The 19,987-nt window shown below is 46.1% G+C and carries 13 protein-coding genes; 2 read left to right on the top strand and 11 right to left on the bottom strand.

Annotation, left to right across the window (positions count from 1 at the left end; all coding sequences use genetic code 11):
- The first annotated feature begins 161 nt into the window (after positions 1-161).
- Entirely contained in the window at positions 162-1,589 is a 1,428-nt protein-coding gene (locus MHI37_RS03510; RefSeq protein ID WP_256709852.1) for an aldehyde dehydrogenase, read from the top strand.
- Between the two features lie 47 nt (positions 1,590-1,636).
- A complete protein-coding gene (locus tag MHI37_RS03505) occupies positions 1,637-2,146 on the top strand; it encodes a DUF2062 domain-containing protein (protein WP_076335159.1) in 510 nt (169 codons plus the stop codon).
- Positions 2,147-2,215: 69 nt separating this feature from the next.
- On the opposite strand, the gene MHI37_RS03500 is transcribed toward MHI37_RS03505, so the two are convergent.
- From MHI37_RS03500 to MHI37_RS03450, 11 genes are all read right to left on the bottom strand, one after another.
- Positions 2,216-2,692 (bottom strand): heme-degrading domain-containing protein, encoded by a 477-nt coding sequence (locus MHI37_RS03500; RefSeq protein WP_256709802.1) that lies wholly within the window; start codon positions 2,690-2,692, stop codon positions 2,216-2,218.
- A gap of 101 nt (positions 2,693-2,793) precedes the next feature.
- Positions 2,794-5,160 (bottom strand): glycoside hydrolase family 95 protein, encoded by a 2,367-nt coding sequence (locus MHI37_RS03495; RefSeq protein ID WP_076335158.1) that lies wholly within the window; start codon positions 5,158-5,160, stop codon positions 2,794-2,796.
- Positions 5,161-5,223: 63 nt separating this feature from the next.
- Entirely contained in the window at positions 5,224-6,939 is a 1,716-nt protein-coding gene (locus MHI37_RS03490; protein WP_076335157.1) for an extracellular solute-binding protein, read from the bottom strand.
- 66 nt (positions 6,940-7,005) lie between these two features.
- Positions 7,006-7,884 (bottom strand): carbohydrate ABC transporter permease, encoded by an 879-nt coding sequence (locus MHI37_RS03485; protein ID WP_076335156.1) that lies wholly within the window; start codon positions 7,882-7,884, stop codon positions 7,006-7,008.
- A gap of 50 nt (positions 7,885-7,934) precedes the next feature.
- Positions 7,935-8,897: an ABC transporter permease subunit gene (locus MHI37_RS03480; protein WP_218638920.1), complete on the bottom strand. Its 963-nt coding sequence runs from the start codon at positions 8,895-8,897 to the stop codon at positions 7,935-7,937.
- Between the two features lie 1,041 nt (positions 8,898-9,938).
- Complete coding sequence (locus MHI37_RS03475) at positions 9,939-11,516, bottom strand: response regulator (RefSeq protein WP_076335155.1); 1,578 nt, start codon at positions 11,514-11,516, stop codon at positions 9,939-9,941.
- A 4-nt stretch (positions 11,517-11,520) separates the two neighbouring features.
- Positions 11,521-13,311: a sensor histidine kinase gene (locus tag MHI37_RS03470; protein WP_076335154.1), complete on the bottom strand. Its 1,791-nt coding sequence runs from the start codon at positions 13,309-13,311 to the stop codon at positions 11,521-11,523.
- 98 nt (positions 13,312-13,409) lie between these two features.
- Positions 13,410-14,054 carry an SGNH/GDSL hydrolase family protein gene (locus tag MHI37_RS03465; protein WP_076335153.1) on the bottom strand — a complete coding sequence of 215 codons (645 nt, stop codon included), beginning with the start codon at positions 14,052-14,054 and terminating at the stop codon, positions 13,410-13,412.
- A gap of 166 nt (positions 14,055-14,220) precedes the next feature.
- A complete protein-coding gene (locus MHI37_RS03460; protein ID WP_076335152.1) occupies positions 14,221-15,033 on the bottom strand; it encodes an undecaprenyl-diphosphate phosphatase in 813 nt (270 codons plus the stop codon).
- 261 nt (positions 15,034-15,294) lie between these two features.
- Entirely contained in the window at positions 15,295-19,197 is a 3,903-nt protein-coding gene (locus MHI37_RS03455; protein WP_076335151.1) for an NEAT domain-containing protein, read from the bottom strand.
- Between the two features lie 105 nt (positions 19,198-19,302).
- Complete coding sequence (locus MHI37_RS03450; RefSeq protein ID WP_076335150.1) at positions 19,303-19,698, bottom strand: hypothetical protein; 396 nt, start codon at positions 19,696-19,698, stop codon at positions 19,303-19,305.
- Between the last annotated feature and the right edge of the window lie 289 nt (positions 19,699-19,987).

Raw genomic sequence — 19,987 nt, 5'->3', positions numbered from 1 at the left:
CCTCCTATTAATATTACAAAATATTACTTTTTAAACCTTACCACAAAAATCGACATTTTTATACATTTATCAATATAACAAATCAATAAGCTGGTACCGTTAGGTAGCTTCAACTGCATTTCTGCAATGTTGCCGCAGCTCCTAGCAGTTCATAGCACTTCCTGTTAAACTGTGATTATAGCGAGGAGGTACTCGAAATGCAGCCATTCACTAAGGAGCATATTGATCGAATATTGCAGGAGCAACAAATATTTTTCGGTCAAGGGCATACACTGGATGTTCACTTTCGAATCAAACAGCTTCAACTGCTGAGGCAAACGATTTTGCGCTATGAGAAGGAAATTAACGAAGCTCTGTATAAGGACTTGCGCAAGAGCGAGTTAGAAACCTATATGACAGAAATAGCGATTGCCTCAAACAGCATTCGCCATACGATCAAGCAGCTCAAAAAATGGACGAAGCCAGAGAAGGTGAAAACCCCTCTCTATTTGTTTCCGGCATCCAGCCGCATTTATAGCGAGCCTTATGGGACTATTTTAATTATTAGCCCCTTTAATTATCCCTTCCAGCTCGTCATCGAGCCATTAATCGGAGCTATTGCTGCAGGCAACTGCGCCATCATCAAGCCATCAGAGAGCACACCTCATATTTCTGCACTTCTCTCCAAAATGATTAGCGAGGTATTTGATCCCTCATACCTATGCGTCATTGAAGGAGAAAAGGAAACAACATCACTGCTTATCCATGCACCAGTTGACTATATTTTTTTCACAGGAAGCACTGCCATTGGCAAAATCGTGATGGAGGCTGCCGCGAAAAACCTCGTTCCTGTCACGCTTGAGCTGGGCGGCAAAAGCCCTGTCATTGTGGACTCCAGTGCCAACCTGGAGATTGCAGCCAAACGAATTATATGGGGTAAGCTGCTTAATACCGGACAAACCTGTATTTCCCCCGATTACGTGCTGGCACACACGAACATTAAGGACCAGCTGATTCAAAAAATGAAGGAAGTCATTCAAGCCTTCTACGGAACGACTATCCAAAGCAATAAGGATTACGCCCGCATTGTAAATGAGCGGCAATTTGACCGACTAGCTTCGCTGCTCGAAAGCGACCAAGCTCATATCGTCTTCGGAGGACGCACCGATCGAGCTGATTTGTATATTGAACCGACGCTGCTGGCAGACGTGAGCTGGAATAGCGCATCTATGGCGGACGAGATTTTCGGCCCTATTTTGCCTATTATGGCGTTTAAAGACCTGAGTGAAGCGATTCGCAGCATTAATGCTCGGCCAAAGCCGCTTTCCTTATATCTATTTACTGAGGATGCTGCAGTTGAGAAGAAGGTGATGGCAAATGTTTCGTTCGGCGGCGGCTGTATCAACGATACGATTATGCATGTCTCCAACCCCTCTCTCCCGTTCGGCGGTGTTGGTTCTTCAGGCATCGGGGCTTATCATGGAAAATATAGCTTTGATCTCTTCTCGCATAAAAAAAGCATCTTGAAGAAGAGTACAAAGCTTGAGCTTGGCCTCGTCTTCCCTCCCTACGCGGGCAAGCTGAAAACGATCAAAAAGCTGCTGAAATAACTATTTGGGGCTAAGTACAATACGTCAACGACACAGAGGAAACGACCATGAAGCTGAAGCTCATCCGAAAACTTAAATATTACTCTCTGAAGCTTCTGCGCATTCGGAAATCAGATCATACGGTCGCTATTGGCTTTATCGCCGGCTTCTTCCATTGCTGGTTCCCGACCTTTGGCATCGGAACGCTTCTATCCTTAGGACTTGCCAAGCTGCTGCGCGGCAACCTTGTCGCTGCCATTATTGCAAGCACACTGGGCACCCTGCTTTGGCCATTTTTATTTTTTCTCAATTACAAATCCGGCTTTATTATGGGGAGCCTCTTTAACTCGCCGAATTATCAGCTGGAGGATGCACTGGATGAGCCTATACCCGAGCCCGATTACTCAGAGGCTGCCGATCACTTCAACAGCATCAGCGATATTGGACTTAGCTTTCTGACGGGCTCCATTATCAATAGTATCCTCTTCTCGATCATCGGCTATTTTATCGTTCGCTTCGTACTCAAGCACTACCGCCTGCCGCTTCTTAAGAAGCTGAAGAGAAGAAGGAAGCTTTAACCCCTGCGATGGGCTTATCTGCAAAATAAAGACCGAGAGGCCCCTAAGGGACCTCTCGGTCTTTTGTTGTTATTGTTGTGACAAAAAACGACGAAGCACTGAAACAAGCAAATCATGATCCTCTTGATCGGGCAAGCCTGATACGGTAACCGTACCAATCTGTCCTTCCCCTCGAACAATCAGCGGGAAAGCCCCTCCAGCTCCTACATAATCTGCGACGGGCAATCCATGCTTCTCCTCCATCGTCAGCCCTTCACTGCGAAGCCGACAAGCAGTATGCCATGAGCTGGTTCCAAAATAATTCGAGACATTGTTTTTACGTCTAATCCAGTCTTCATTCTCGACTGACGTCCCTTCCATCGCATGAAGGAATAGTCGCTGGCCGGCACGCGTAACGTCGACTGTAATTCGCTTTCCGTTCTGACGCGCTTCTTTTACAACCGCCAGCCCTAATGCTAATGCCGTCTCGTTCGTGAACGATGAGAACCAAAGCTCTTGCTCCTCTTGTTCCATCTGCTTCAATTGCTCATCCATATTTTGCATCATAGTCGTCGTGGCTCCTCTTTGGGATGGGTAGCAGAAGCTGCTGCTCAAATCCTTGATATGAACATCTTAGCTTGTAGCCCATTGTTTGCCAATAGCTCTCTTCAACCCGCAGCCACACTTCGGAGATGATAGACCTGTCCAGCTTCTACAGCAAATGAGCCCTCCATACAAAGCAGCACCTCTCCCGCTTCGCTTGTTACGATGAAATCGTCTGACTGTGCAATATGGCAAACGCCATCCCCCCGTGCTGCAACGCAAGCAGAATGCCATTTTCCAAAGCTCCATTCGATATCTACGATAAAGCCTCCTCTAGCCCGCAAGCCTGCAGCCTTTCCTTCTGACCACGCGCTCGGCAGTGCAGGAAGCAGCATGATCGAACCATTGTGGCTCTGGAGCAGCATCTCGGCAATGCCAGCCGTGCCTCCAAAATTCCCATCGATCTGAAAAGGCGGGCCGTCATTGAATAAATTAGGATGCGTTGAGCGAGAAAGCAGCGTACGTAATAATCGATGAGCCGACTCTCCATCTCGAAGTCTTGCAAACTGATTGATTAGCCAAGCACAGCTCCAGCCCGTATGGCCTCCGCCATGACTTAACCTGCGCTCCAAGGTTATCCTCGCCGCAGCCATAAGCTCCGGTGTTAGCTCTGAAATTTGCTCATCAGGATGCAAGCCGTACAAATGTGATATGTGACGGTGCCCCGGCTCGCTTTCCTCAAAATCGTAATACCATTCCTGCAGCTGACCATGACGCCCAGCTTGCATCGGCGGCAGCTTCACCATCGCTGCTTCCAGCTCATCCTTGAATGCAGAATCTATATTCAATATTCGGCAAGCCTCAATACAGTGCGTAAACAGCTCGCGAATAATGCTAATATCCATCGTACTAGCTAATGATACACTGCTTAAACCGCCTGCATCTGTCACGAATATATTTTCAGGCGAGGTAGACGGACTGGTTACTAAATATCCATCTGGCCCAATTACCAGCCAGTCCAGACAAAACATCGCGCTCCCTTTAAGTAGAGGATATGCCCTTTCTTCTAAAAACACATGGTCCAGGCTATACGAATAATGCTCCCATAAATGCCGCGTCAGCCAAGCTCCTCCAAGCGGCCAGAAGGCCCAGCTGGCGTCACCGCCGCTTGGCGAAGAGGACCGCCACAAATCAACATTATGGTGAGTTGTCCAGCCGCGCGCTCCATAATGGATACATGCTGTACGCCCCCCGGACTCTGCCAGCTCATCAATCATATCAAACAGCGGCTGATGGCATTCGCTAAGTCCGCACACCTCCGCAGGCCAATAATTCATTTGTGTATTAATATTCGTTGTATAGTTGCTGTTCCATGGTGGCTGCACCTGATGATTCCATATCCCTTGCAAATTAGCAGGCTGTGTGCCCGCTCTTGAGCTTGCCATCAGCAAATAACGGCCATACTGCAAATAAAGCGCCTCAAGCTGAGCATCCTCCCCTCCTGCCTTATAGGCAGCAAGCCGCTCATCTGTCGGCAGCTTCGCAGCGCTGGAAATGCCCAGATCAAGCTCCATACGCTCAAATAATAGCTTGTGATCCGCCGTATGCCGCTCGCGAAGTGTTCTCCAGCCAGCTGCAGCCGCTGCTTCGATACGATCTTGACAACGCAAGCTGGCAATTGCAGCTCCAGCAGGAGCCTGATCATAACGAACAAAATCAGTAGCAGCCGTTAACAGCAGTGTCACTTGAGTAGCGTCCTTGATATACAATCGTCCATCCTCTGTCCGCTCCGAGGTTCCACCCTCTTGCTGGACTAGCAGCTGAATCTGGAAGGATAAGCCCTTGCCCTGCTCAAAAATAACCGGCTGCGGATGGTCGCCTTTATAATTGTCTGCTACATGGGCCGGACAACGACCCTTAAGGACAAGCCCCTTGCCTTCAGCTTCGACCTGATAAGGAAGCAATGAATCTAACGAAACGATTAACTCAAGCTGATCGCCGCTCGCCTCATAAGTTACAACCATAACGTCATCGACTGCGCTGACGAAAGCTTCTCTATTCATTGATCCTTCTCCAAAGGCATAGCTGGTCAGAGCAGTGCCACTCGCCAAATCAAGCTCCCGTCTGTACTCCGCTGTCTTGCTTAGCTTTGCTCCAACATGCTCAATCCAAAGGTTGCCAAGCGGCTGATAGGGCTCTGTATTCACGCCGAGCATCCTGCTGTTAACCAAGCTCTCCGCTTCTGAGTACTTGCCTTCCGCAATATAGGTCCGTGCTGACTTCAAATAGCGCAGCGCTTCATAATTATTCGTATCTCGCGGGAAGCCCGCCCATAATGTGTCCTCATTTAGCTGCACTCGCTCCTTGCTGACATCGCCGAACACCATGCCTCCAAGCCATCCGTTCCCGATCGGCAGCGCTTCCTCCCAGCTCGCCGCCGGCTTCTTGTACCATAATAGCCAAGGCTGCACTTGCTTCTCCCTTGTCTTCATTCGATTTGCTCCTCCCATATCCGAATAGAAAGAGCGGACAAGTCTCCCTGTCCGCCCCCTGCTTTAGTTAATGCCTTTTTTCTCCAAGTCAGCCAAGTGGCGCTCATACATAACCTTCTCGACCTTATCGGCTCCTACCTTGTCCATATCCTTCACAAAATCGCTGTAAATATCATCAAATTCCTTATCTGTTCCTGCAAGCACAAGCATTGGAATCGTCTTGTTCCACAGGTTTTTAATTTTAGCGTTAATAACGCCTTCCGGTGAGGAGCCCTCAGGCTCAACATTTTCTAGTCCAAGCGAGAAGCTGTCGAAATTATATTTTTTCAATAGCTCCTTAGCTGCTGCTTGCTCTGGCTGCTTCTCGTCAAAATCACGTTTTTCCGCCGCGTCCCATAGCTTGCCTGAGCGCCACATTAATGTCGAAGCTGTATAACCATATTTACTGTACCAAGCATTGTTGTCGCTAAGCTCCAGATCCTTCACCTCTGCGCGCGCTTTCGGCAATCCATCTACCATATCGTAGGTTTCGCCTTCTACACCGTAGCGGAAATCGAGTTGGCCTTCATCAGACCACATATATTCAAGGAATTTAATAATTCGTTCAGGATTTTTTGCGTTTTTCGTAATGAAGAATCCTTGCCAGCCCATAAGACGGCTTGCAGGATAACGCGGCTCTTGCCCGCCAATTTTCAAGCCATCAAGCACAACATACGTTTTATCCGCGCCCAAGGTGCTCTCAATTTTTGGATTGTATTGGGTATATATTCCATTCATAAACGCGGAGGTAACAATATAGTTAGCGCCATAAATTTTCTCGTCATACTGCTCCTGCTTGGCAATCAGCTGCTGCGAATCAAATAATCCTTTCTTTTGCAGGTTGTTTACAAATCGGAAGGCCTCGATATAATTTTTGTCGCGCATAGGGTAAAGCACGCGCTGTGTATCGTCCTTAATGCGGTTTTCCATATTGGTTGGAGAGAAAGAATGAATCAAATAATTCATAGATAGACTGCCTTCAAAGCCCCACATCGATACGTCGAAGGATTCCATCCCTACTGGGCTTAGCTCCGGATATTTCGCCTTAGCCTGAACTAAGAAATCCTCCAGCTGCTGCTCGGTTTCAATCTTTGGCTCACCAAGCGCCTTATAGATGTCTTTACGCACGTACCACGGGCGAATGCCTGTAATTGGAATGCCGTTCGTTAAACGTTCCTCTGTCTCATAGTTGTTCGGCAGATAATAAAGCTTGCCATCCACAGAATGATATTTAATAATTTCCGGATCGATTAAATCCCATAGCTTAGGAGCATATTGATCAATCAGCTCATTCAAGGAATAGAGCATTCCGTTATTGATTAGTTTCGTCACCTGTGGGTGATTCCAGTCCAGCATCAGCGTATCCGGCAGATCATTGGATGCAATCATCGTGTTCAGGAAATCATTATCATTTCCGGTAGCCAGAAAACGATCAATGGCCACGCCCGTTTTATCCGTGATTTGCTTCATATTAATCTGATCTTTCCACAAATAGTTTGAAGCCCATGTTCCATAAAAATATTGACGGAAAGTAAAAGGTGAAGTATCCTGCTTCCACTCCAGCTCATTCGGATCAGCCGGAGCTGCCGGCGTATTATTTGTCGCTCCTGTCTCTGTCTTGGAGCCGCCAGTATTGGCTGCTTTGTTATTGTTGTTGCTGCTGCAGCCGGTAATTGACAGAGCAATCACGAGTATGAACGCCATTGCAGCCATAAACGACTTTCTTTTTGTTTTGATCATGATGATGAATCCTCCCTTTTTGTATTGCTTCTATATCGCGGGCTTGCTGCCCGTTGAAGCCGATTGTTACCCTTTAACCGAGCCGATCATGATCCCTTTAACAAAATACTTTTGCAGAAACGGATAGGAGAACACGATGGGCAGCGTCGTAATCACCATGGTTGCCAGCTTCACTGACTCGGAGGTCACGGCTTTCATCCCAAGATTGCTTGCCATTAGGCTGACATTGCTATTGGAGCTAATAATTTGCATCAGAATTTGCTGAAGCGTACGAAGCTGCTCGCCGCCATACAGCATAGCATCAAACCATGAATTCCAATGAAATACTGCATTATATAAAGCAATGGTCGCAAGCACCGGCTTCGATACCGGCAGGACCAGTCTCCAAAAAATCGTAAGCTCATGAGCGCCGTCTACTTTAGCAGACTCCTCCATCTCCTTCGGAATGCCTCGGAAGAAGGTAATCATAATTAAAGCATTAAATACACTGAACAAATTAGGCAGGATATAGGCAAGGAAATTGCCCTTCAAATGCAGATACTGCGCGATCAGCAAATATTGTGGAATAAGACCGCCGCTAAAGTACATCGTAATAATCGCCAATATTAGAAACAGCTTTCGTCCGAGCAGCTCTGGCTTGGATACTCCATACGAGAAAGCTGCCGTGAAGAGAACGGCTGTTGCCGTCCCGAAAATGGTTCGAGCAACGGTTACAATAAAGGCATTGATCAGGCTTTCATCCTGAAGCACCATCTTGTAATTTTCAAAGGAAAGTACTCGCGGCCAGAACGTAATGCCCCCCCTTGCTGCATCTGCTGGATCGTTAAATGATGTAATTAATATGTTGTAGAACGGATACAAAGTAACGAAGGCAAGAAGCAGGAGCAGCACGACATTCGCCGCATCAAACAGCTTTTCTCCCGTAGTCCGGTGAACAGCATTCATTCGCAAACCTCCTAAGGTGTAAATTGCAGCCTCTTAAGCTTAGCTGTTTATTAGAATAAGCTTTCGTTCGTTATTTTGCGGGAGGCATAATTGGCACCCAGCATAAGGAAGAACGCCACAACGGATTGGAATAATCCAACGGCAGTACCGTAGGAGAACCGTCCAAGCACCAGTCCCATCTCATACGAGTAAATCGACAAGACGTTTGCCTGATCCTGCGTCATGGAGTTTTTCATCAGAAACAGCTGATCAAAATTCGCATTGACTAACCCGCCCACATTAAGAATTAACAAGATGACAACAGTTGGCTTAATCGCTGGCAGCGTGATATGCCATATTTTGCGAAAGCGTCCCGCTCCGTCCACCGTTGCCGCCTCATAAAGCTGTGGATCAATGCTTGCAATCGCTGCCAAAAATATAATCGAGTTCCAGCCGATATTTTTCCATATTTCAGATACAACAACAAGCGTCGTAAACGTCTTCGGATCACCCATGAGCAGCTTTTCCTGTGTGACTAGCCCGAGTGTTTGAAGCAGTCCGCTAAGTGCGCCCGTCCTAGGATCAAGCAGCGTGTACATAAAGCCGACTACGAATACCCACGATATAAAATAAGGCAGATAGGATAACGATTGAATGACCCTTTTGAGGCGCTGTGCTCTCAGCTCATTCAGCATAATCGCCAGTAGAATCGGTGCTGGAAAACCGAACAGCAGCTTAAGCATACTGATCTTAAACGTATTAATGACCGAATCCATGAAGCTTGGATCGATAAACAATTCCTTAAAGTTAGCCAGCCCCACCCACGGGCTAAACGTAAAGCCCTGCACCGGGTTGTACTCCTCAAATGCAATAATAATGCCGTACATCGGCACATAATGGAATATAATTAGCCAAATTACCGCTGGCAGCGTAAGGATCATCAAGTAGCGCTGCGCCCAAAATCTTTTGCCCAGCGTGCTGGGTTTTGGACCGCTGCTTGCTCGTTTGCTCACCGCCATGCTCAGGTCTTCCATCTGTCCACCTCTTCTCTCTCGATGCGATCTCTAGTTCTATTGTAGAAGCTCGGCGCAAGAGGATATATATTAAAAAACGCGTTTTGTTTTAAATATCAACTCAATATTTAAGGGTTATATAAGTTAAACTAGAAATGTACGTTTTGGTCGCTGCGTGAGTAGATCATTCTTACGATCGCAGTTGCAGCCAGATTCTTGATTTCCTAAGACATTTAAAGGTAAGAATCCGGCTGCAAAGGCGAACACTTCGTTTCTCCAGAACGATCTTCTCGCTTCGCTTTAACTTCATTTTTTAAGTCCAACTTATATAGATCTAAATTTTAGACCTATTTTCGTCAAATCAGCCTAAAAGACAAAAATAGGTCTAGTAAATAGACCTACTTCCGTTTGTTTCCATCAAAATGGGGCTTATACATCGATTTGAGATGAAATAGATCTAAATTTTAGACCTATTACATCAATTCAGTCTAAAAGACAAAAATAAGTCTAGTAAATAGACCTATTTACGTTTTGGGTGTTGTGCAAGAAGATCATTCTTTAAGGTCGCGGTTGCAGCCAGATTCTTTGATTTGCTTAGACATTTAAAAATAAGAATAAGGCCTGCAAAGGCGAACACTTCGTTTCTCCAGAACGATCTTCTCGCTTCGCTTAAACTGCATTTTTTAAGTCGAACTTATATATAAAATACAGGTGATTGGAAATCGCAGACGCGTCAGCTCGCGCTTCTAACGGAAACCAGAGACGCTAAATCGCCTTTATTTTTCGTTTCAAGATTGTAACGGAAACACAGGCCTCTATTTGTACCCTACATGCCGAATTTGGCTTCATTTCTGCGGAATAGCGTCTCCCACTTCCGTTAAAATGTAACGCTAACCAAAAATGGAACTTTAGCGTCTCTGGTTTCCGTTAGCCTTCGTTATCCGCTCTCCGGCTGCTGCCGCAGCATCGTTATCAACAGGTTCCGAGAATCCATAGTATCCTATATTTCAAAAAATAAAGCCGCCCCTATGCAAGAGCAGCTGTTCCATTGTAAATCTTCTATTATTTTCGATGCAGCATTTCCTGATATTCGCCTGGTGAAATACCAAACGCGCTCTTGAATACGGTGCAGAAATACGAAGTGCTTGGGATACCTACCTCTTTGGCCACCCGAGCTACCTTATATTGCGGATTTGCCAGCAGCTCCTTCGCCTTATTCATTCTGACCTGCGCAAGCTGATCATGGAAAGGCCGTCCTGTCGTTTTCTTATACAGCGAGCCCAAATAATTCGGAGACAGAAATACCTCCTCCGCCATAGATTTCAGACTGATCTCCTGCGACATATATTTTTGTTCAATCAGCTTGTTCACCTGACGGATCACATATTCATCCTTGCCGTCTCGTTTCTCTCGCAATGCCGCAATCGTATCGGCAACAAATGTATAGATATAGGCTAAGATAGCATCTAACGACAGCAGCGAATACAGCTGCTCGCCGGAATTAGCTCCGCTATCGTTCTCCGTTTTGTTAATGCCAGCAACGACCGAAAGCTCGAAGAGCAAGCCGCTAATATAATGACGGATGTAATCTCCTTCGGCCCCTCTGCACGCTTTGATATAGTGAAATAATTCCGTAACCGCTGCAATGGCCTGCTCCTCCTCCAGCGCATGAACGCTGAATACGATCGCTTTCACTTGTTGACCGCCTTTATGGAGGAAATCTGCCGCTTCACTCAGAAAGGCTGACCGCTCACTCTCCACTGCCTCTAGTGAAATAACACCGCTCTCTCCCCAAAATTGTGCGTAGGCAAGAAGCTGCTCCGCCAGCTTGACCGAATCTGATACCTCAAAGATCGTATCTGCCTCAGTCCCGACAGCAATGGTTACTTGGCTTCGCCGCAGCAGGCTTCCCCCGCCAGCTAATCGCTCGATCAGCTTATGGGCATACTCATCTGGCCGCATTGCTGGAGCTGGGATCACGACAAGCCATAGCCCTTCGCGTTTATTCAAATACTTGATGAGATGGGGGCCTACTATAAGCTTGTGCAGCTTTTCCCCGAAATGGGCTTGCCTTAGGTCTTTAATGGCATAAACTACGAAGGACTCCATGACCGAAGGGAAGCCCTCCATTGCTGCCAGCTCCCTCGCGTACTTTGGGCCCAGCGTCCCAAACAGCAGGTCATCGATCCATTTCTCCTTCATGAGCCGACGATGCTCTTCTACTTCAAGTAGAAGCTCTTCCCGCTCCTGCTTGAAGCTCGTATCCTGCTCACATTCATCCAGTACCTTTGCCATCGCTTCCAGCAATTTCTCCTCGCTTACCGGCTTCAGAACATAATGACTAGCCCTGAGATCAATGGCCTTGCGAGCATATTCAAAATCACCGTAGCCGGTCAAAATAATAATCCGTACATTTGGCTTTAGCTCCTTGATTTTACGTGACATCTCGAGGCCATCCATGCCTGGCATGCGAATATCCGTAATGACGATGTCAGCGCCAAGCTCTAGCGTCTGCTCCAGCCCTTCAATGCCATCGCGAGCCGTCCCCGCTATTTCTATCCCCATAGCACCCCAATCCAAAAAATCAATCAGCCCTTCCCGCTCCCAGCGCTCGTCCTCCACAATAAGTAATTTATACATAGGATCACTCTCTCTCCTTCGCAAAAATAATCTTAACGGATGTTCCGATGCCAGGCGCACTGTGAATATGGAAGGCATGTCTGTCGCCGTAATACGAGGATAAACGCTCGGCTATGTTTTTCACCGCGTAGCCGCTTCCGCTCGTCTGTTCAATATTCCCAGCGTTCAGCGCCGCAAGTCTCTCCTTGGTCATGCCCACTCCGTCATCAATGACCTTAAAGCAAAGCATATCATCGTCTTCAATAGAGGCCTTTATAATAAGCGTGCCGCGATCCCGCTTCGGCTCAATTCCATGATTCAGTGCATTTTCTACAATTGGCTGAAGTATGTTTTTCACTACACAATATTCATAGACACGTTCATCAATTTCATAAACGACATCAAACATTTCTTCAAATCGAAACTTCTGGATGTCGAGATAGGCCTTGACCATCTCCAGCTCGTTCTTGATTAAAATTTCATGTCTTCCCTTGTTCAGCACCAATCGGTAAAACTGTGCGAGCGCTCCCGACAAATGAACGATTTCTGTCGACTTCGCCTTTCGCGCTACCCAGGAGATGGTTGCAAGCGTATTATACAGAAAATGAGGATTCACCTGCGATTCCAGCGCTTTAAGCTCGGCCTCTCGCTCCATCAGCTGGCTTTTGTATACCGTCTCCACCAGCTCATGTATCCGCTCGGTCATCAGGTTGAAGCTAATCGCAATTTGCGAAAATTCATCATTAGACTGCACGGGAACAGAAACGGTAAGCGAGCCCTCTTTCACTCTCTTCATTGCGAGTACAATCATTTTCAGGCGGGAAAGCAGTGCATTGGTAATGAAATAGACGATAAATCCCAGCACGACAAGCGCGATAAGCAAAATACCCGTAATTGAGAAAGCGGACTCCTTCACCTTCTCATTTAGGCTGCTTACTGGAAATATGCCAATTAGGCGCAGACCAAGATCGTCAAAGGGTACTGAAATGACGACGGATTTGCGCCCCTCCACCTTCAGTACTGTATTCACACTTGTCGTAAGCGAAAGATCCATTAAGCCAGCATCCGTTATTTTATGCTTGTACAGCTCATTTTTGTTGCTGGATACTACATTATTTTGCTCATCAAGCATGAATAAGGCCCCAATGTCCCCCGTGCTCTCTGAGCTTAAAATATCAAATAAATCGCTTTCCAAAATTTCAATCTCAAGCAAGCCCACCATATCGAAATAGCGGAAGGAGTTTATTTTCTGATAGAAGGAAAACACATCCTCCGGCTCGCCTCGCTTCGGTATGTTCAGCAAAACCTTCTCTGAATGCAGTCCCCGCCAGCCTGAGACATTCGTTTCGTCCTTCGTAACCCTTTGCACCCATTCCTGACCGGCAATTCGGCTAATCTGATAGAAGCTGTCATAGATCTCCGGAATCGCTTGGTTCGTCATATATACACGCAGCGAATGCACAAAAGGGTTTTGCCGGAGCACGTTTTCCACATAGGGATTAATATTCGACGTATAGTCATCATACGCAAACGAATTATTATTGAATTCGCTGCCCAAAAACGTTTGAAAGCGGATATCCGAGGTGAGCAGCTTCGATATATTTTGAATCATATCCATCTTGTTCATGATACTGTTGCGCGTTTGAAGCAAATTTTGCTCCATTACGATTTGCGCCTGTGAGATCGCCGAGCCAGATAGCTGCGTATACAAATAAATGCCGCAGGCAGAAAGCGAAACCGCCAATATGCACAGGTACGTCGCAACGAATTTCCATGTCACGCTTAGATTGCGAAATAGCTTGGTCATTTTGTGCATGGTGCATACCCTTCTTCTCTCGGCTTAAAAGGAGAAAACCGGCTTCCACTTGATGCCGGTTCTCTCTCTTTAACCGAATTAACATTCGATGGTCATTGTTATTTAAAATCCAGCACTGTTTTTAGCCACTGCCTTGCTATTAATTCGTGGCCTGCCGCCGTAGGATGTACGCCGTCCCATAACCAGTATGCAGCATCTGCACGCTTGCAAGCCTCATCAAATGTCGCTTGAAGAGGCACAAATACGGCGCCGAACTGCTCCGCAAGCTCACGAACCGTTTGCTGATACGCCGTAATAAGCTCCGACCATGCCTCCCAATTTTGCGAAGGTGCTCCCGTGTTCAGTACGAAGGGCTCGCAAAGCACCAGCTGCGCATCCGGCAGCACTTCCTTCGTTTCCTCTAGCAGGTGGCGATATGCCCGTCCAAAACGATCCGTTACACCGCTTGGCTCGCCCTTCATCGTCCTCCAAGCATCATTAACACCTATTAGAATGCTGATTAGGCTCGGATTGAGACTGATTGCATCCTCATTCCACCTTGCATATAAATCCGATGCGCGATCTCCGCTTATCCCTCGATTTATAAAAACAGGCTGCTCTTCCGCCCACTCATAGCCAAGCCTTGCACCAACGATATAAGCATAGCTATGTCCGAGAATATGGTTCAGATCGTCATTTCTCCCTCTAGCTCCATCAGTTATGGAATCCCCTTGAAATAAGATTACCTTTTTATTCGTCATCATGAACTCCCCTTTTACGTTTATTATAGGTTAAAATGGAATGCTCTGTAATTGCAATAATCAACGATCGTTTCGTTAATCAACAATCGAGAGCTATCTTTACAGGCGAACGGGCCAGCGCATTCCCCCTTGGAATGCGCTGGCCCGTTTGCAAATGCTATTTTTTGAGCTAGAGAAAAATAAGAAGCAATATGCCAGCTGCAAAGCAGTAATAAGCAAAATAGATGAGATTGCCTTTGGCCATAATGTTCATGAACCATTTCATAGCAAAATAGGTAACGACTAATGTCGTTAAGAATGCGATCAAATACGGTATAGCTAATGCTGAGCGATTAGGATCACCCGCAATATCAGAGATGCCTAGCACCAGCCCCCCCAAGCTAATCGGGATATACAGCATAAATGAGAATCGCAGCGCAGTATCCTGCTTCATCCCTACAGCAATGGACGTAATGACCGTGGAGCCCGACCGGCTAATGCCGGGAATCAATGCTACGGCTTGTGCTAACCCAACGATCAGCGCATCCTTAAAGGACAAATCACCGTCACGCTTCTTACCGCGCAAATTGCGAATAAACCAAAGGGCAACACCAGTAACCAATAAGGATACTGCTACAGTACGCACATTAGAAAAGTAGGCTTCGATTTGATCCTTGAAAAATAGCCCAATAACGACAGCTGGAATCGTACCTACAACCACATAAACCGCAAACATAAAATCTGCACGATATTCCTTTTTTCTGGTCTGAATAAAGCGCACGCTATTGACGATCAGCCTTACGATATCTTCTCGAAAAATAAAGGCAATAGCAAAAAGCGAAGCGGTGTTCGTCAGGATCTCAAAAGCCAAGCCTCGCTGGTCTACGCCTAGCAGCTTCTGGGCAATAATGAGATGACCGCTTGAGGATACCGGAATCGGCTCGGTTGCTCCCTGTACAATGCCTAGCAGTAAATATTTTAACCACAGTATAAAATCTCCCATTTCTGCTCCTCTCCTAAATCCTTCTTTATGTATAGCATAACTTACCATGAGCATATAGAAAAGACAGCTATGCTCCTATTTTACGATGCGGCTCACAATATAAACATTCATGGCCACGTCTCCGCTTCCCCAACATGACTGCCAGAGCTTTCATCCGGAGAAATATAGATATAGTATGGTGAAATGATATATTTTCTTATATTTGAAAAAAACGAGACCTTCCTCAGTGGAAGGTCTCGGCTAATAAACACCTACTGCTGCTTACTTGCTCTCTAGCAGTCGCAAAATTAGAGTTAATGCTTCTGCGCGAGTTGCACTCGCATTTGGATCAAACTTGTTTTTTCCTTTGCCTTGAATGAGGCCAGCTTCTATTGCTGCTGCCGCTTCCTTCCTCGCCCATGACGGGAACTGATCCGCATCATCAAAGGATAGTACCGCATCCTCCTTCGTTTCCAGCTTCGCTGCCCGTGCAATAATTACCGCAAGCTCCGCACGCGTAATTTCATTGCTCGCCCGGAACGTTTGGTCTTCATAGCCGCCAACTAAGCCTGCTGCTACCGCTCTGGTGACATACTCCTGAGCCCAATTCGGTATATCCGTATTATCGTTGAATTTTATCGTTGCTGTGCTGCTCTGCAGCTTCAATGTACGACCAATCAACACTGCGAATTCAGCGCGATTAATAACCGCATTAGGACGGAAGCTGCCATCCTCATAGCCCTTAGCAATCCCTAAAGCAATCGCCTTCTCAATCGTGGATTGTGCCCAGTGACCTTGAACATCCTTAAAGCTCGTCACCACTGGCTCGTTCAGCTCTTCCTTTTCTTCTTCCTCTTCAAGCTCTGGAAGGAGCGCTGGATCATCTGATGAGCTATACGGTCTTATGCTTGCTTCATCGAACTTGAATTGAATACTGTACTCATGGAAATAGTCCATGGCCGGCCAATCGATTTTCACCCAGCCCTCGGTAACCTTTGAGAGATCCGCGACGGGGAACGAAACGACCCGCGTGTTTTGCTCTGCATTTCTGCTCACAACCGACACATTAGCGCCATTAAACTTTAAGGCCGTTATTTCTTTATCCTGCTTTAACGTCAGATGAATGGTTTTGCTGCTTCCAGAGACAATAAGCTTCGCAGGAGAGTAAATATAATCCTGCATCACGGACGTTTGCTCCGTCCCGATTTTCAAGATTCGAACGCCTATGCTGTATTCTCCATTGGCTAACCCTTGATCAGGATTCGTAATTACACTTGAAGACACCTTGGCTGCATGGAACGCAGTCAATGCCACATTTAGCTTTGCCGCTGCGGCATCGATTTGTGCTTGGGACAGAGAAGCATCCTCTGAAGCACTCGCCTCTGCAATAGCTGCTGCCAGCAATGCCTTAGCTCCGGACTTATAGTTTCCGTCCTTTTCGCCCTCAACCGCTCCATCATGAGCCTGCTGGGCGGATTTCACTAGCGCACTCAGCGCCGATACATCGACGGGAACACTAATCAGCGAGCTGACATCGAGCTTTAATTGAATATCATATTCATGGTGATAATTAATATCCGTCATATCTACCTTAACCCAGCCATCCTGAATGGCGGTTAACAGTGATATCGGGAATGAAACTACGCGCTTATTGGCAGCTGCATCAATACTTTCAACCTTCACATCTTGACCATTAAATTTCAAGGCCGTAATTCCTTTATGCTGGTTGAGCGTCATATGCACCGTTTTCTCTTCTCCAGCAACCTTCAAAATCGCTGTCGGATCAACATACTCCTGCATCACGGAATTATCATTGGTACCATATTTCAAAATACGGAAGCCTATTGCATATTCACCGTCTGCAATTCCTTTGACTGCATTATCTTTGAACACTTCGACAGCCTGCACCAGTGCAAGCAATGCAGCATCCGTCTCAGCCTGTGTACCTGTGACACTTGCCGCTGCTTTCGCTGCGGCCGTGATAGCTGATTGGAAGGCCGCCTTCGTCTCCGCCGAGTATTCGCCTTGCTTTGTACCGGTTTGAGCAGCCGTCAACACCGCTCCTGCTAGAGCGATTTCATCAGACAGCGCCTTGTTATTAACATTATTAAAGTTCAAGCGAATGGTGTCTATTCGGTCATAAGTCTGGCCTCCATAGGCTGTCACAATATGCACCTTCGCTTCTACCAATGCCGCCAAATCATCTACCTTGAATTTCACAACTCTCGTATCGGCATTGCTATCTTCACTAACGATTTCCGATTCCACGAATTGTCCGTTTGTGTAGATTTGAAGGGATTTAATAATGGAGCTGTCAGTTACCGTAAAGGAAGCATAATTCCCTTCACCTGCCGCACTAATTACAGCGGGTTTCACGAAATAGTTATCCATTATTGAAAACTCTTCTTTGTCCGCATGCACAGCTGTAAAATAAATTGGATACGCTGCATGGAGCTTGAATTCTTTTACCGCTGTATCTAGCGCTTTCTGTGCAGCAGCAATTTGCGGTCTAGTCGCTGCAAGGTTGCTTGCTGCTTGCAGCGCAGAATCAATTTTTTCCTGCAAGCTTTGTTCCGCTGTGCTGTAGGCTTGCTCCGAACCATCAATTGGATTCGCTTCATTAAGCAGCTTCTCAGCCGTGCCTGCAGACAGCTTTAATGCCTCAAGCAGCTCTGAATTGTAGCTAATATATACTTGTCTTGTTTGATCTCCAACTTTATAGCTAATATAAGACAGGCCTATCCACGTCGTATTTCCAGGCAAATTAGCAGAAAGATGTCGTATAATGACTTGATACACTTTATGTGATTCATCCGAAATCTTGGTTACCGGCAGCGCTTTATTGCTGTCTACTGCAAAGTCTAGGCCGGTTGTCGTCATTAGTCCAGTTCTAAGCGCTGTAGATTGAACCACCTCACTAATTTCCAGTTCACCCTTTAGTAGAGTGATATTTGCACTTACTCTAGGAAGCGAATTGTTCGTAATATAGGTAACTGTTGTTCCAATTTCGCTAGCATAGTTAGATTGTGTCGTAGTCGGGTCCAATGAGTCCAGCACATAGATTGGAGCAGATTCCCAAGCAATATATACTGCGTTCGCATAAGATATATAGTTTGAATTCAGATCAGCCCAAGCATTATCAACCGCCAGCTGTACAGATTTTTCATCCAAAGCTACGATACGAGCTTTATTTAGGAACGCCTCCAGATTAGGCTTAGAGTTTAAAGCATATTCTCCCGGCGTGATAGGCGCGAAGGTATGACCTAATTTCCCTTCTGCCGCACCGAGCTCATTCATTTGGGCAACAAATGCTTCCGTTTCAGCAATAAGCGCTCTAAGCGCAGCTTTATCCGCAGAAATAATTAATGCTCTAAACTTGTTCAACGCCTCTGCTAGATTCTCATATACCGCCTTGATAAGAGCGGGTGCCGAGCTTGAGCCTGCTCTTAAAGCCTCTGCAAGAACAATGCTATTGTAAAACTCCTGTTTAGCGCCTGTCGGATAATCTCCGATTTCGGTTCCTTCATTAGCGCTTTGATAGACGGAACGAGATACCGTAATCAACTCATCTAATGTTTCAAGTGTAATCGGCTGCTCTGTCTCACCGCCATTGTCATCTTCCTCGACTGGCAGCAGCGGCAAAGTGCTCTTATCCAATTCCAACTGTACGTTATACCAATTATCATATACAAATCCTGCATCAAAATCCGGGTCATCTTTAATATAGACATGCATAAGTACGTCCTGATTCGTCCTTATGTCCTCAATTTCAATCGTTATTATGACATGATCGGTACCATTATTGGCTGGGCTTGCCGATACCGGCTCATACCCGTCTTTGCTTACAGATTCCTTCGTAATTACTGCTTTATTGCCGCCAGCCTTACGATACCCAAGATATTGGAAACGGTTATAATTTTTCTGCGTTACCTCTTGCTCAAATGTTGTTTTCCCTCCTGCTACAATTAGCTTCCCTGAACTTCCAGTTTGCAGGTAGCCATTTGCAGCGGATGTGTTCGGCAAATTATTTTCCAAATATCTGTAACCAATCAAATACTCGCCATCTGCCAGAGCAGGTGCCGCTGTTGTTTGGCCAGACGCTGACACGATGCTTAACGGATAGGATGATAGCAATAAAGCCACAACAAGCAATAAAGCAAATGATTTTTTAAAATTTCTAATCAAGAAAAATACACTCCTCTTCGCGCCGAAAAGAAAAGCGGTCGTGTCATTCACACCGCTTTTCTTTCCTTCACATGATTTGTAACTATAACTTCATAGTTTTAATACTTATGACCATTTGAGAATAAGCGGATATTCTGCACTGTGGCTTCCGCCTGGGTAAGTAATTTCAATAAACAGTTTCACCGGAATATCACTAGCTGTACTGCCTGTAAAGGTGAAGGTAGTGTTTCCGTTGCCATCATCGCCTTGAACCGCATATACATCTGAAGGACCTACTTTTAGGTAATCATAGTAATCGCCTTCTAGAGTAATCGTAATTTGAGTTCCGTCAACCACTGCATCCCCCAAAATGTATTCCGATGCATGTGACTCTTCAGATGGGCTGACTTTCCAGAACGAATAGCTGTGCTCCGTTGCAGCAAATGCGGGAATAGCCATAACAAGTGCCAAAATTAAAGTCAATACCATCATTGGAAACAATTTTTTCATTGAATTTGTCATTATCAAATACACTCCCTTAGTTTTGGTTTGTACTGCTGATGAATGCAAAGTACGAACTACAATGACTGCCTCAGTCTCAACGATTAACCTGACTCTAATCCTCCCCTCCTGAATGCTAATACAGCCCACAGAAACAAGTAAGTATGCAGACAATGATTATCATTATCATCTTGTATGAAAAAAAAAGGCTGTTCCTGAAGTGCTTGATCACTACTGCAAGCTGCCTACCGCTTTACTTCAACACACCGAGAACGTGTACATCGTCCGTCGATAGCTTGATTCTATATCT

The organism is Paenibacillus sp. FSL H8-0548 (assembly GCF_038630985.1).
Lineage (GTDB): Bacteria > Bacillota > Bacilli > Paenibacillales > Paenibacillaceae > Pristimantibacillus.
Note: the sequence above shows the minus strand (reverse complement) of the source record. Positions and strands in the feature narration are given on the sequence as shown.